This window comes from Pectobacterium polonicum (genome assembly GCF_005497185.1).
Classification (GTDB): Bacteria; Pseudomonadota; Gammaproteobacteria; order Enterobacterales; family Enterobacteriaceae; genus Pectobacterium; species Pectobacterium polonicum.
The window spans coordinates 1-14,145 of record NZ_RJTN01000012.1 but is presented as its reverse complement, the minus strand read 5'-3'; the positions used below and the strand labels follow the sequence as shown (position 1 = coordinate 14,145).

The window sequence follows — 14,145 nt, the reverse complement described above, 5'->3', positions numbered from 1 at the left end:
TGCTCCTCTGCATCGAGGAGCAGCAGGCTAGCTAACCTTACTCAGCAGACTTTTTCTTTGCGCGTTTAGCCTTGGTCGCAGCGGCGATTTTACGCGTTTTTTCTGCGTTCTTTTTCGCTTTATCGCGGTTCTTTTTCGGTTTGGCTTTTGGCTTATCCGATTTCGCGTTGCGATCGCCTTCTTTGCGGAATGCCGCATCCGGCTCAAAGTTTGCGGCGGCCTTGCTTGGACTACGACGGCGTCGACTTGGCTTGGCCTCACGCGACTCCGGTTTTTTCGTCCGGTCACGCGCGGTTTTACCTTCGCCACGCACCTTGCGCGTACTGGAAATCAACGCAAAATCAATGTTGCGCTCATCCATATGCACCGCTTCAACGCGAATTTCCACTTCATCACCCAGGCGATAAACCTGTCCGCGTGATTCGCCGATCAGCCGCTGACCGATATTATCGTAACGGTAGTAGTCATTATCCAACGTGGAAACGTGCACCAGCCCATCGATAAACAGATCTTTCAGGCGCACGAAGAAGCCAAAGCCGGTCACGCTGGCGATAATCCCCGTAAAGACTTCACCCACGTGATCCTGCATAAAGTCGCACTTCAGCCAGTCCGCGACGTCGCGTGTGGCTTCATCCGCACGACGCTCCGTCATCGAACAGTGCATACCCAGCTGTAGCATCTCGTTAATATCGCTATGCCAACCGCCCGTTGACGTCCAGCGCTCATGGCGATCGCTCAGCAGATACTTAATCGCACGGTGCAGCGACAGGTCAGGATAACGACGAATTGGCGACGTAAAGTGGCCGTAGGACGTCAAGGCCAGCCCGAAGTGACCGCGGTTTTCCGGGTCATAAATCGCCTGCTTCATCGAACGCAGCAGCATGGTTTGCAGCATTTCCCGATCGGGACGCTCCGCCACCTCGTTCATCAATTCCGCGTAGTCTTTCGGCTGCGGCTTCATTCCGCCTTTCAGCGTCAGCCCCAGCTCGCCCAACACGCTGCGCAGGGCTAATACATGGTCTTCACTCGGCTGATCGTGTACGCGGAACAGCGCAGGCTCTTCGTTTTTCTCCACAAATCTCGCGGCGGAGATATTCGCCAAAATCATGCACTCTTCGATCAGCTTGTGCGCATCATTACGCACTACGGCTTCTACGCGGTCGATACGGCGTTCGGCGTTGAAAATAAACTTCGCTTCTTCGGTCTCAAACGCGATGCCACCGCGTACTTCACGCGCGTGTTCCAGCGCTTTATACATGTGGTGTAGCTCTTCCAGTCCGCCGACCAAAGGCTTGTAGTGCTCACGCAGCTCGGCATCGCCTTGCAGAATGTTCCACACCTTGGTGTAGGTCAGACGTGCGTGTGAACTCATCACCGCTTCATAAAACTTGTAAGATGACAGCTTGCCCTGTGCCGACACGGTCATTTCACAGACCATACACAGGCGGTCAACCTGCGGATTAAGCGAACATAGCCCGTTTGACAGCACTTCCGGCAGCATCGGTACGACCTGCGACGGGAAGTACACCGACGTGCCGCGCGCCCGCGCTTCATGGTCAAGCGCCGTATTCGGCCGAACGTAATAGCTCACGTCCGCAATCGCGACCCACAAGCGCCAACCGCCGCCACGTTTCTGTTCACAGTACACGGCGTCATCAAAATCACGGGCATCTTCGCCGTCAATCGTGACCAGCGGCAGCTTACGCAGATCCACACGGCCTTTCTTCGCGGCTTCCGGCACCTCTTCGGAAAGATCCTTCACCTGCTCTTCGACTTTAGGCGGCCAGGTGTGCGGAATATCGTGGGTACGCAGGGCGATATCCACCGCCAACCCAGTGCCCATGTTGTCACCGAGGATCTCGACGATCTTACCGACTGCTTTCGTGCGGCGTGTGGCGCGTTGCGTCAGTTCAACCACGACCACGAAGCCCATGCGAGCGCCGTTAATTTCTTCTTTCGGGATCAGGATATCGAAGCTCAGACGGCTATCATCCGGTACGACGAACCCAACACCGGCATCGACAAAATAGCGGCCGACAATTTGCCCGGTGCGCGGTTCTAGCACGCGTACAATACGCCCTTCGCGGCGTCCTTTACGATCCGCACCCAGCGGCTGTGCCAGCACTACATCGCCGTGAATCGCCCGTTTCATCTCTTCAGCCGACAGATAAAGATCGTCTTTGCGGCCTTCCACACGCAGGAAACCAAAGCCATCACGGTGACCGATCACCGTGCCACGCAGCAGATCGAGCTTTTCTGGCAACGCATAGCATTGCCGGCGGGTAAAAATAAGCTGACCATCGCGCTCCATCGCACGCAGGCGGCGGCGCAGCGCTTCGAGGGGTTCTTCTCCGGTTAATTGCAGGTCGGCGGCTAATTCTTCCCGGCTGATCGGGGTATCGCGCTTGGCGATGTGCGCCAAAATATATTCACGGCTAGGGATAGGGGATTCGTATTTTTCTGCTTCTCGTTCCAGGAATGGATCTTGTGACATTGCGGTTCCTCCGTTGTCATCAGCAGGATGGCTGAACAAAATTCATTCAACCAACAATAATTTATAAAGCGGCGGGTTTTCTTTGACCATATCAGCCAGCGTGTATTGATCCAGCTCATGCAGAAAATTTTGTACCGCCTGTTGAAGCACCTGCTTCAAGCGACAGGCTGGTGTAATGTGGCAAAACTCATGGTTACAGTTAACCAGCGTGAGCGGTTCCAATTCGCGTACAACATCGCCAATCCGAATAGTTTCTGCCGGTTTCCCAAGACGAATACCGCCGTTTTTGCCGCGCACGGCCATTACCAACCCAGCACGGCTAAGTTGATTGATAATTTTGACCATATGATTACGAGACACACCATACACTTCCGTTACCTCCGAAATGCTGGTCATTTTCCCGCTCGGCAGTGACGCCATATAAATCAGCGCCCGCAAACCATAATCCGTGAAACTTGTTAACTGCACATAAACCTCGGATACCTCTGGGTATCATTGACAGGCGTATCAACTACGCCCCTGAAAAACCAATGCTATTGACAGATGATAAACCAGGCACAAACACTACGGCTAATTATTTATACCCTTTACGTTGCGAGAGACCAGCGGGCTACGCCCTGTTGCCAATACCTTTTGCTCCTGCCATATCTTTTTAATTTTATCTCACCGCAACACAGATAACGTATTCTCTTTGGTTGCACACACCATATCCAATGATGAATGGGCTATCACCCACGAAAGCAGCGTAAGGAAAAGGACACCATGGGGCTGAAAAATATTTCTATTCGCACCGGTTTATTAACGTTATTGCTGTTAACGACCCTGTTGCTGCTTATCGTCAGTAGTATGGGCGTTGTCGCTATTAAGAAAGACAGGGAAACTCTGGCTACACAAAATCAAATACAGGGGATTGAGTTGGGCAACCTGATGAACGGCTATAATCAAACGCTTAGCGCCCGCGCCTCGGCAACGCTCGCCGTCAGGAAAATCGAAATCGGGCTGCTGGACGACGGAACGAAAGAAACCGGAATCGTAGAAAAACATCTCCGCCAGTCACAGGAAGACATTGAACGCGCAATCAAATCGGTCGATGCCGATCCAAAACGTCAGGCATTGGCACAAGAGGTGTTAAAAACCTATCAAGCCTATTTTCAGCAGGGTATGACCCCGATGCTGAGCGCGCTGCAAAAGCAGTATACCGACGAATATTACGACGTATTGGAAAAACAACTCGGTCCGCTGAGCGAGGCCTTTGATTTATCGATCCAAAACTTCCGTCAGTATGCCCAACAGCTTTCAGAACAGGGCCTGGTGCAGTCTGAACGTAATGAACGCATGATGCTGCTGCTCATTGCGATTGCCAGCCTGTTATCCATTACGCTGGTGGTATTAGCCTGGGTCGCACTGCGTCACATGCTGCTCAAACCGCTGGACTATGCAATCGAGCAGTTGGAGCAGGTTGCCAGCGGTAATCTGACGCGCCGTCTGATTCAAGGCGGAAACAACGAGCTAGGTCGACTCAACGATGCTATAGGGCGCATGCAGAGCGCGCTGCTGGAATCGGTTAGCCAAGTCCGTGATGCCAGCACGCAAATCGATCTCGGTAGCCGCGAACTGTTTGAAGAAAATGCTCAGCTTTCTCAGCGTACCGAAGAGTCCGTTGCCGCGCTAGAGCAGACGGCGGCAAGCATGGAGCAATTGAGTGCCACGGTGAAGCTCAATGCCGATCACGCCGAGCTTGCACATCAACTCGCCAATAACGTCTCGAACACCAGCAGCCGCAGCAACGAGTCGGTCTGTTATGTTATTGAAAAAATGCAGGAGATCGCCACCAGCGCCAAGCGCATCAATGACATCCTCAGCGTCATCGACGGCATTGCATTCCAAACCAACATTCTGGCGCTAAACGCCTCCGTCGAATCCGCCCGCGCAGGCGAACAAGGCCGAGGTTTTGCCGTCGTCGCCGGAGAAGTACGTAATTTGGCGCAGCACAGCGCGCAAGCGGCGAAAGAAATCCGCTCACTGATTGTAGATTCACAAACTCGCGTGTCTGAGGGGCTTGAATTGGCCTCTAAAGCAGGCGAAACCATGGATGAGGTGACCGACGAAATCATCCGTATTACGCAACTGATGCGAGATATTTCTACCGCTACGCAAGAACAACATCGCGGTATCGAACAGGTTAATGTCGCCTTTACGCAGATAGACAAAGTGGCTCAGCACAACGCACAGCTCGTCAAAGCCTCGTCCGCCACCACGCAGTCGTTGGAACAGCAGTCTCAACAGTTGATGCGGTCTATGTCACTGTTTCAGGTAGAACCTCGCCTTTCCTAATCGACAGATCTACATCACCAGTGGTCAGCCTCACGTTGACCACTGGCATTATAAAAAATCATCACTGCTCTCTACTAATTCCGTACAGCACAGAATAAATAATGAGAAAAAGCAGGAACCCGCTGCCCTCTTAACGCACATACTTCATACATATACTTTCAGATAATTTGAGTATTATTTTTTTGCCGCTATTCTCTGTTTTTGCACATAAGCGTATAAATAGAGTTTCAGCGTAAAAACGGCCAGAACAACCACGCCAATACATTGAATAAAAAGACAATGAGAGAAACACCTTATTGTTGATAGGCGTTGTGCCTTTCAGGCCATTAATTACATGCCAGAAAAATATTTATTAATATAATTAATAGCTCGCTATTTTGTTAATTCGCCCCATTGCTTTTCGCGTAAAAAAAGGACTGCCGATAACATCGCAGACGGCATTGTGATAAAAGAATGCCTCTGGCAACAGCGAATCAAGGGTAAAGACAGAAAGAACATAGGCAAATATAAACATGAATAATCAGTCAGTTGATGTTGATTTGATTACCAGGTTTGACAATGAAGCCAAACTGCACGCGCTCAATTCCGTTTATGCCATCGCCGAGTTTGATCTGGCAGGGAAACTGGTTGAAGCCAATCCTCTTTTTTGCAAAATGCTGGGCTATAAAAAAGAAGATATTATTCAGAAAAATCACACGTTCTTTCTGCCAGAAGGATTGCGCCAAAAACACGATCATTTCTGGCACGATGTGATCAAAGGAAATATCAATGCGGGAGAATTCCAACGAAAAAACCAAAAAGGGGACATTATTTGGCTCCACGCCGCTTATACGCCAATTATTGATCATTCCGGTCGCCACATTGGCGTAATAAAACTGGCGCTGGATATTACTCAGGAAAAGCGTCTGATGTCGGAACATCGGGCACAGCTAGAGGCCATTGAAAATGCGCAAGGCGTGATCGAATTTGATAAAGATGGCTATATTACTCACGTCAATAAACACTACCTGATGCTGACAGGCTATGAAGAGAAGGAAATTCTCGGGCTGCACCACAAATCACTTTGCGAACCCGTTTATACCGAACAAGCCGACTATCAAACATTTTGGGAAACCTTGCATCGAGGCCACCCCATTAGCGGACGCTTCCACCAACTGGGTAAGGATAATCATTCATTCTGGATACAGGCGACCTACAGCCCAATCATGGATAGTGAAGGTAATGTGAGAAAAATCATTAAATATGCTCACAACATCACGCAAAACGTTGAAACCGAAAAAAAAGCCCATCAGCAAGGTATCATTCTCGATATCCTGTTATCAGTCCATGACAGCTTTCTACTCGACCATAATCTCCCCTCTGCCTGCGATAAAGTCTTTGAACGCCTGCTTGACGTAACCAACAGCAGTTTCGGTTTTATCGCCACGTTGCAGGAAGATGAGGACGGGCAATCGCTCTATCTTCCCGCTATGTCCAATCTTGCCTGGGATGAAGAAACCCTGGCTTGGTACAGGCACCAGCGAAGAATCCACGGCGGCCTGAGGCTACGTAAGCTTGATAACCTGTTTGGCCATGTTGTAACCCACAACACGGTGGTCTGCACCAACAACCTGTTGAGACAAAAGGCCGGACGGGACCTTCCCCCTATCCATCCTGCGCTGTATTCCCTGCTCGGCATTCCTATCACCCACAACGGTAAAGCGATCGGAATGATCGCGCTAGCTAACCGCCGGGAGGGTTACGATCAAACGATGATCGAACTACTGGCACCGTTGGTGAAAACGCTCGGTATTATTATTCACGCCCGTTCGCTGGAGGATGAGCGCACACAGGTAGAAGCCTCTCTCCGTTTTAGCGCGGGACATGATTTTCTTACCGGCTTGCCCAATCGCAGCAGTTTCTTCGAGCAGGCCAGCGCTTTTTTCCAACTCAGGCAGCAAAACCAGCACGCAGATAAAAGCTGTTTGACCATCATTGATATCGATTTCTTCAAAAATATTAATGACAAATATGGCCATCTGGCTGGCGATGCCGTTTTAAAAGAGCTGGCGATGTTGATGCGTATGTCATTACGTCAGGAGGATCTGGTCGCCCGTCTCGGTGGTGAGGAGTTCATCATCCTGTTAAAAGAGGTCTCCTATCAAACGGCGGTGATGACGATCGAGCGTATTCGTAAATCGATTGAGCAACATACGCTGGAATACGATCGCCAGAGTCTGCATTTTACGATCAGTGCAGGAATTGCCGCCTACCGACCTGAACTTGCCTCCGTTGAAGATTGGATTCAGCTAGCCGATGAAAACCTTTATTCCGCTAAACGGCAAGGTCGCAACTGTGTGAAATAAGCCCGTCCCGACAGCGCTGCTGATAGCTTTGTTCGAACGTTTGCATTCCCACTGCGGTTCCCGTCTGAATCAAGCCGGGAAGCTGGTGCGTTTTCCCTTCACGAATCAAGTTGCTGACTGCTGCTGTCGCCGTCAGCACTTCATAAAGGGCGATTCGGCCACCTTGCGCGGCGGGCAACAGCTTTTGCGTCACTACAGCCTGCAAACAGGTCGCTAACTGGCTGCGAACATACGCTTTCTCTTCACCGGGGAAGACATCAATTAGCCGATCAACGGCCTGCGATGCACTGCGTGTATGTAGCGTTGATAGCACCAAATGGCCGGTTTCCGCCGCTGTCAACGCCAGACGAATCGTCTCCGTATCGCGCAGTTCTCCCAGTAGAATAACATCGGGATCTTCCCGCAATGCCGCTCGTAGCGCCTGAGCAAAAGACGCGCTGTGTGCACCGATCTCTCGCTGTTGGATCAGACAGCGCCGGCTGGTATGAATAAACTCGATCGGATCTTCCAGCGTGATCACATGGCGATCGCTGCTGTCGTTTAACGTTCCAACCATTGCCGCCAGCGTCGTGGATTTACCGCTGCCCGTCGCACCGGTAATCAGAATCAGCCCGTTTGGTTTCTCCAGCAGTGTCGCGAGGACGGGTGGCGCATGTAGCTCATCCAATGAAGGTTGCACAAACGGGATAATACGCAGCGCGACAGATAACCCTTCCCGTTGACGAAACACATTTACCCGCAGGCGCTGACCATCAGGCAGCATCAACGCGCCATCCACCTGCCCAGCCTGTCGCAATTGTTCTTTCTGAGTCGGCTCTAGCCAGACATCACACCATTGCGCCACCTGTTCCGGCGTTAAACATGGTAAGGTATTTTCAGGCTGTAGCCGCCCATCCACACGTAATACCGGCGGATGCCCGCTACAAAGGTGCAGATCCGAGGCATTATGTTTTACACTACGCGCCATCCACTCATCCAACTCCATAGATTAACCTCCTGAATAACCATGACGACAATCCAGCAGAATCTACAGGACATCCGGCAACAAATCGCCACCGCCGCACAGCATTGCGCACGTGCACCAGAAGAAATTACGCTACTTGCAGTCAGTAAAACCAAACCTGTGAGCGCGATCGAAGAAGCCATTGCGGCAGGGCAACGTGCGTTTGGCGAGAACTACGTTCAGGAAGGCGTGGAGAAGGTTCATTATTTCCAGGAAAATCACCCGGACACGTCGTTGGAATGGCACTTTATCGGCCCACTACAGTCAAATAAAAGTCGACTGGTAGCCGAGAATTTTGACTGGTTTCACACGGTGGATCGCCTGCGTATCGCGCAGCGCCTGAGTGAACAACGCCCGACCACCTTACCGCCGTTAAATGTGCTGTTGCAGATTAATATCAGCAACGAACCGAGCAAATCCGGCATTATGGTGGCTGAACTTGCAGAACTCGCCGCCAGTGTCGCGGCCTTGCCTAATCTGCGTCTGCGCGGCCTGATGGCGATTCCGGCACCGGAAACCGATTATGAACAGCAGCTTGCTGTTTTCAAACAAATGGCAGCGCTGTGCCAAACATTGTCAGTAAATTATCCGCATATTGATACACTCTCTATGGGGATGACAGATGACATGCGCGCAGCGATTAATGCAGGCAGCACGCTGGTGCGCATCGGTACGGCAATCTTTGGCGCACGGGACTATTCGGCAAAAAGCGCATAAACAGTCAGCCAAAAGCGTATAAACCGCAGAGACCGCGCCTGAACGGCACGTCGTCTTTGACAAACAGGTGAGCAACGAGGATGCAGATGCAGCAACGTAAAATAGCGTTTATTGGTGCCGGGAACATGGCGCAGGCCATTATCGCCGGATTGGTCAACGGCGGTTATCCCGCTCAACATATCAGCGTCTGCGCACCTTCGGGTAAAAACCGCGATGCGCTGGCTGCACAATATGGCGTCATCAGCAGCGCGGATAACGTGCGCTGCGCGCAGGAAGCGGACGTCATTGTTCTGGCCGTCAAACCACAGATGATGGCGACAGTGTGTGAACCACTGGGTGAGCAGGTCAACTTCACCGGTAAACTGGTGCTCTCGATTGCAGCGGGAATCAATATCGCCCGTTTTCAGGCGCTGCTGGGTGAGCCGCTGAATATCGTGCGGATCATGCCAAATACGCCGTCGCTGGTCGGAAAAGGGATGAGCGGAATGTTTGCCCCTGCGTCCGTCAGTCAGGCTGATAAAGACTTCACCGCACAGCTGATGCAGAGCGTCGGTAAAATTTGCTGGGTAGATAGCGAATCTGGCATTAACGGCGTGATCGCCGCGGCGGGCAGCGCACCGGCCTATTTCTTCCTGTTTATGGACGCGATGCAGCAGGAAGCGATTCGCCAGGGGTTCGATCAAGAAACCGCTCGCCTGCTGGTGCAACAAGCTGCATCAGGCGCGGCAGCATTGGTTGAAGCCAATCCTGATACGCCGTTGTCGACTCTGCGGGAGAATGTCACCTCCAAAGGTGGCACCACGGCAGAGGCGCTACGGGTGTTTAACGAACAGCAGTTGACGCAGACCGTGGCAGAAGCCATGCAGGCGGCGATTGCTCGCGCACAAGAAATGGAAACGCTTTTTTAATCAAAAGCGAGCCCCCGATTCTTTATCTGATTAAGGAAAAGACGTACCTATGCTCACCCTGACTTTTCTGGTCAAAACGCTGGTCGACCTCTATGTAATGGTCCTGCTGCTGCGCATCTGGATGCAGTGGTCACGCAGCGATTTCTATAACCCGTTATCGCAGTTTGTCGTCAAAATCACCCAGCCGATTGTCGGGCCACTGCGTCGTATTCTGCCGTCGCTAGGGCCGATTGATAGCGCCTCATTACTGCTGGCCTTTATTCTTACGACGATCAAATACCCGTTGCTGCTATTGATTCAGGTTGGCGCAATTTCTCTCAGCCCGATGAATCTGCTGGTCGGGTTCATTTCTCTGATTAAATCCGCGGGTTATTTGGTTTTCTGGGTCATCATTATCCGTTCCATCATGAGCTGGGTCAGCCAAGGCCGTAGCCCTATTGAGTATCTGCTACATCAGTTAACCGAACCGCTAATGGCACCGCTCCGCCGCGTTATTCCCGTGATGGGCGGCATTGATTTCTCTGCCATGGCCGTGATTCTGATTCTGTATATGCTCAACTATTTGGGCATGGACCTGTTCCCGGGGCTATGGTTCCTGCTGTGAGTGCCATTACCCGCCACGGCGATGCGCTGGTGATTCGGCTGTATATCCAGCCGAAAGCCAGCCGCGATCAGATCGTGGGTTTGCATGGCGACGAACTGAAAGTCGCCATCACCGCCCCGCCGGTTGATGGGCAGGCCAATGCCCATCTGACCAAATTCCTCGCCAAACAGTTTCGGGTCGCCAAGAGTCTGGTCGTGATTGAAAAAGGCGAACTCGGGCGGCATAAACAGATTAGAATTACCCATCCGCAGCACATCCCGGCTGACGTCGCGGGCTTCATTGAATAAACACGATTGAATAAATACGCAGGACAAGACGATGCAAAAAGTGGTTTTGGCTACCGGAAACCCCGGTAAAGTGCGCGAGCTTGCGAGCTTGCTGGCCGATTTCGGTCTGGATATTGTGGCTCAAACTGAACTCGGCGTGGATTCTGCCGAAGAAACTGGCCTAACCTTCATCGAAAACGCCATCCTGAAAGCACGTCATGCGGCGCAAATTACAGGGTTACCGGCCATTGCCGATGATTCCGGGCTGGCTGTCGATGCGCTGGGCGGCGCACCGGGTATTTACTCGGCACGCTACGCAGGCGTAGAGGCCAGCGACCAGCAAAATCTGGATAAGCTGCTACTGACACTAAAAGACGTCCCAGACGAACAGCGCCGCGCCAGCTTCCACTGCGTGCTGGTATATCTGCGCCACGCTGAAGACCCAACACCGATTGTCTGCCACGGCAGTTGGCAAGGGGTGTTGACGCATGAAGCGGTGGGCAGCGGTGGTTTTGGCTATGACCCGATCTTCTTCGTGCCTGAGCTGGGTAAAACGGCAGCAGAATTAACGCGTGAAGAGAAGAACGCGCAGTCCCATCGTGGTCAGGCGTTGCGCCTGCTGCTGGATGCGCTACGCAATGCTTAAGCTTCCCCCGCTCAGCCTGTACATTCATATTCCGTGGTGCGTACAGAAATGCCCGTATTGCGACTTCAACTCTCACGCGCTGAAAGGCGACGTGCCGCATCAGGAATATGTCGATCATCTGCTGGCGGATCTGGATGCCGATTTGCCGCTAGCGAGCGGTCGTGAACTGCACTCGATCTTTATCGGCGGCGGCACGCCTAGCCTGCTGAGTGCAGAAGCGATGCAGGCGCTGCTCGACGGCGTTCGCGCGAGGATTCCGTTAACGCCGGATGCCGAAATCACGATGGAAGCCAACCCCGGTACGGTCGAGGCTGACCGCTTCAGCGGTTATCAGCGCGCGGGCGTTAACCGTATTTCCATCGGCGTACAGAGTTTCGATCCGCAAAAGCTGACGCGCCTCGGGCGTATTCACGGCCCGGACGAGGCCAAGCGCGCAGCGCATCTGGCAACCGGTCTGGGCTTACGCAGTTTTAATCTGGACCTGATGCACGGCTTGCCGGATCAGTCGCTGGACGAAGCGCTGGACGATCTGCGTCAGGCCATTGCGCTCAATCCACCGCATTTATCGTGGTATCAGCTCACCATCGAACCGAATACGCTATTTAGCTCGCGCCCGCCTACGCTGCCGGACGACGATGCGCTGTGGGACATCTACGAGCAGGGCCACGCGCTACTGAGCGCCGCCGGTTACCAGCAGTATGAAACCTCCGCCTATGCAAAACCAGGCTACCAGTGCCAGCACAACCTGAACTACTGGCGCTTCGGTGACTATTTGGGGATTGGCTGTGGCGCGCACGGCAAGCTGACCTTCAGCGACGGGCGTATTCTGCGCACGGTAAAAGTGCGCCATCCGCGTGGCTATATGCAAGGCACGTATCTGGATAAGCAGCACAATGTTGCCAACGACGATCGGCCTTTTGAGTTTTTCATGAACCGCTTTCGCCTGCTGGAAGCCGCTCCACGCGAGGATTTCACGGCGTACACCGGTCTGGAAGAACACAGCATCCGCCCGCAGTTGGATCAGGCGCTGACGCAAGGTTACCTGACGGAAACCGCCACGCACTGGCAAATCACCGAACACGGCAAATTGTTTCTGAATTCTCTGCTGGAACTGTTTCTGGCGGAAGAAGAATAATCATTCCGTGGGCAGGTTTTCTCTGACAAACCTGCCCACCACTTCCCATCCTATTTATCCTTTTGCAACGCTTACAAACCTTATTTCGAGTCGTCTCCCTTTTCCATCAAGCGCCGCTTGCCCACAACGCGGAAATCCTTTTTCCTTGTGCTGGACGACGATTGCATCTTTAAGTACGCTACGCGCTTCTTGTAAGAATAAATCTTACACTGAACACTGGAGGCATAATGGCCAGAACCATGACAATTGACCTTGGAGATGAACTTCGCCATTACGTGGAATCGCTGGTGGAATCCGGTGATTACCGCACGCAGAGTGAAGTCATTCGGGAAGCGCTGAGAATGCTACGGGAAAAACAGGCGGAGTCAGATCTACAAACGCTACGCCATTTACTCGCTGAAGGGATAAACAGCGGAGAGCCACAGGAGTGGGATAAAGATGAGTTCTTGCAAAAAATCAGAAGCAGGACGCGAGCGGCCCCCCCGATAAAATCAAGCTAACGCCGCTGGCGCAACGCGATCTGGAAGCGATTTACCTCTATGGTTTACAGCATTTTAATGAGGAAAGCGCCAACACCTATCTGGAAACCATTGAACACACGTTTTCCGCTATCAGACACAACAAAATAGGGATCGAGCGTAAGGAACTTGGGCCAGGCTTGTACTCATTTCCCGTCGTCAGACATACGCTATTTTTTCTGTACGAAACAGATAGCGTCATTGTTGTTCGAATACTTCATCAGTCGCAGGACATTGTGCGGCATCTTAAGTGGCTATGAGCCCTTTTCTGCGAGCATAAGATCCCGCCGCTTTGCCAAGCGCAACTTCTCCGTAGCTGCCAGCGCCGCCGGTAGCGCCTCGCGGGTAAGGTCCGTGCAGTAGGACGGAGAACCGGGCTACTGGCACCACGATGTCTTCAGCGTGCCAGCGTAGACTGCACATTGCTTTCAACGCGGCGTATCAGTTCACTCAAGGCGGACATGTCCTTACCCTCAGCCCGACCAGCGGCAAGACAGGCGGCGCGGATCGCATGGTCCTGCTTGCTGACCTTGCCGCCATGATGGAAGCGGTTGAACTCCTGCAAGTCGAGCGGCAGCATCTGCTGTTCCCAGGCCACATTTCCTTCAAGCACGCCAGCTTCGGTCGTTGCCTCGACAGCTGCGCGTCCCGCCTCGCCATAGATCGAGAGACCCTGAATTTCCTTCATGGCCGCGATTGCCAGGCACCAGACATCGTCGGAGGGATCGATCTCAGAGAATTTAGGCCAACCTAAGAGGTCGCACCCTGCGAACATGGCAAAGAGGGTATTAATCATCATAGCAATGCCCTCCTCTGGAACGATACCGCAATGCGACACGCCACAGGCGTTGTACACCTCAGCGAATTCCTTCGCGACGGCGGGCGCGCTATCCGAAAGGATCAGGCTGTTATCCATGCTATCAATGTAAGCCAGATCGGCCTTGGCGAGCAGGGCAGGATCTGTCTTCCCGTGGAGCGAGAGGGTGACGACACGTGAAGGGTAAGCGTGAATACAGAGATAGCCGTTGGTGAACTGATCCCCCGGCAAGCCGGATACATGCTGGAACCAGCGCCGCGAGTCGAAGAACAAGGCTCCCTGAATCACCCTGGTGTCCGAGCCCAGCGCAGCCTTTCCGATCGCCTTCGTCAGTTCAACGCCGTCATCGCTCTGCATC

At 52.7% G+C, this 14,145-nt stretch carries 14 protein-coding genes; 10 read left to right on the top strand and 4 right to left on the bottom strand.

Annotation, left to right across the window (positions count from 1 at the left end):
* Window positions 1-37: 37 nt before the first annotated feature.
* Both rnr and nsrR read right to left on the bottom strand, forming a co-directional pair.
* Entirely contained in the window at window positions 38-2,494 is a 2,457-nt protein-coding gene (gene rnr, locus EDI29_RS13200) for a ribonuclease R (protein ID WP_137741251.1), read from the bottom strand.
* Window positions 2,495-2,536: 42 nt separating this feature from the next.
* The gene (gene nsrR / locus EDI29_RS13195; protein WP_103160677.1) at window positions 2,537-2,962 is read right to left on the bottom strand and encodes a nitric oxide-sensing transcriptional repressor NsrR; all 426 of its coding nucleotides are present in this window, start codon (window positions 2,960-2,962) and stop codon (window positions 2,537-2,539) included.
* Between the two features lie 294 nt (window positions 2,963-3,256).
* On the opposite strand from nsrR, the gene EDI29_RS13190 reads away from it, so the two are divergent.
* The gene (locus EDI29_RS13190) at window positions 3,257-4,828 is read left to right on the top strand and encodes a methyl-accepting chemotaxis protein (RefSeq protein ID WP_137741250.1); all 1,572 of its coding nucleotides are present in this window, start codon (window positions 3,257-3,259) and stop codon (window positions 4,826-4,828) included.
* 512 nt (window positions 4,829-5,340) lie between these two features.
* Window positions 5,341-7,173 carry a sensor domain-containing diguanylate cyclase gene (locus EDI29_RS13185; protein ID WP_137741249.1) on the top strand — a complete coding sequence of 611 codons (1,833 nt, stop codon included), beginning with the start codon at window positions 5,341-5,343 and terminating at the stop codon, window positions 7,171-7,173.
* Here EDI29_RS13185 and EDI29_RS13180 read toward each other — a convergent pair.
* Window positions 7,142-8,158, bottom strand: a complete 1,017-nt coding sequence (locus EDI29_RS13180; protein WP_137741248.1) for a type IV pilus twitching motility protein PilT — start codon at window positions 8,156-8,158, stop codon at window positions 7,142-7,144. The two genes, EDI29_RS13185 and EDI29_RS13180, sit on opposite strands and share 32 nt — an antisense overlap.
* A gap of 21 nt (window positions 8,159-8,179) precedes the next feature.
* Between EDI29_RS13180 and EDI29_RS13175 the strand changes: the two genes are divergently transcribed.
* The 8 genes from EDI29_RS13175 to EDI29_RS13140 all read left to right on the top strand — a co-directional run bounded on the left by EDI29_RS13175 (window position 8,180) and on the right by EDI29_RS13140 (window position 13,230).
* The gene (locus EDI29_RS13175; RefSeq protein WP_137741247.1) at window positions 8,180-8,893 is read left to right on the top strand and encodes a YggS family pyridoxal phosphate-dependent enzyme; all 714 of its coding nucleotides are present in this window, start codon (window positions 8,180-8,182) and stop codon (window positions 8,891-8,893) included.
* An 86-nt stretch (window positions 8,894-8,979) separates the two neighbouring features.
* On the top strand, window positions 8,980-9,801 hold the full coding sequence (proC, locus tag EDI29_RS13170) for a pyrroline-5-carboxylate reductase (protein WP_137741246.1): 822 nt from the start codon (window positions 8,980-8,982) through the stop codon (window positions 9,799-9,801).
* A 49-nt stretch (window positions 9,802-9,850) separates the two neighbouring features.
* Window positions 9,851-10,405: a YggT family protein gene (locus tag EDI29_RS13165; RefSeq protein WP_137741245.1), complete on the top strand. Its 555-nt coding sequence runs from the start codon at window positions 9,851-9,853 to the stop codon at window positions 10,403-10,405.
* Window positions 10,402-10,692 carry a DUF167 family protein YggU gene (yggU, locus tag EDI29_RS13160; RefSeq protein ID WP_010295005.1) on the top strand — a complete coding sequence of 97 codons (291 nt, stop codon included), beginning with the start codon at window positions 10,402-10,404 and terminating at the stop codon, window positions 10,690-10,692. Before EDI29_RS13165 ends, yggU begins: the two co-directional genes overlap by 4 nt.
* Before the next feature lie 31 nt (window positions 10,693-10,723).
* Window positions 10,724-11,317 carry an XTP/dITP diphosphatase gene (locus tag EDI29_RS13155; RefSeq protein WP_137741244.1) on the top strand — a complete coding sequence of 198 codons (594 nt, stop codon included), beginning with the start codon at window positions 10,724-10,726 and terminating at the stop codon, window positions 11,315-11,317.
* Complete coding sequence (hemW, locus tag EDI29_RS13150; protein ID WP_137741243.1) at window positions 11,310-12,452, top strand: radical SAM family heme chaperone HemW; 1,143 nt, start codon at window positions 11,310-11,312, stop codon at window positions 12,450-12,452. Before EDI29_RS13155 ends, hemW begins: the two co-directional genes overlap by 8 nt.
* Before the next feature lie 227 nt (window positions 12,453-12,679).
* Window positions 12,680-12,952: a type II toxin-antitoxin system ParD family antitoxin gene (locus EDI29_RS13145; protein WP_137741242.1), complete on the top strand. Its 273-nt coding sequence runs from the start codon at window positions 12,680-12,682 to the stop codon at window positions 12,950-12,952.
* Window positions 12,943-13,230, top strand: coding sequence for a type II toxin-antitoxin system RelE/ParE family toxin (locus EDI29_RS13140; protein WP_137741319.1), 288 nt, complete (start codon window positions 12,943-12,945; stop codon window positions 13,228-13,230). Before EDI29_RS13145 ends, EDI29_RS13140 begins: the two co-directional genes overlap by 10 nt.
* Window positions 13,231-13,367: 137 nt before the next feature.
* Here the strand turns inward: EDI29_RS13140 and EDI29_RS22765 are convergent.
* A partial coding sequence (locus EDI29_RS22765; RefSeq protein WP_167494509.1) for a hypothetical protein occupies window positions 13,368-14,145 on the bottom strand: 778 nt, incomplete at its 5' end.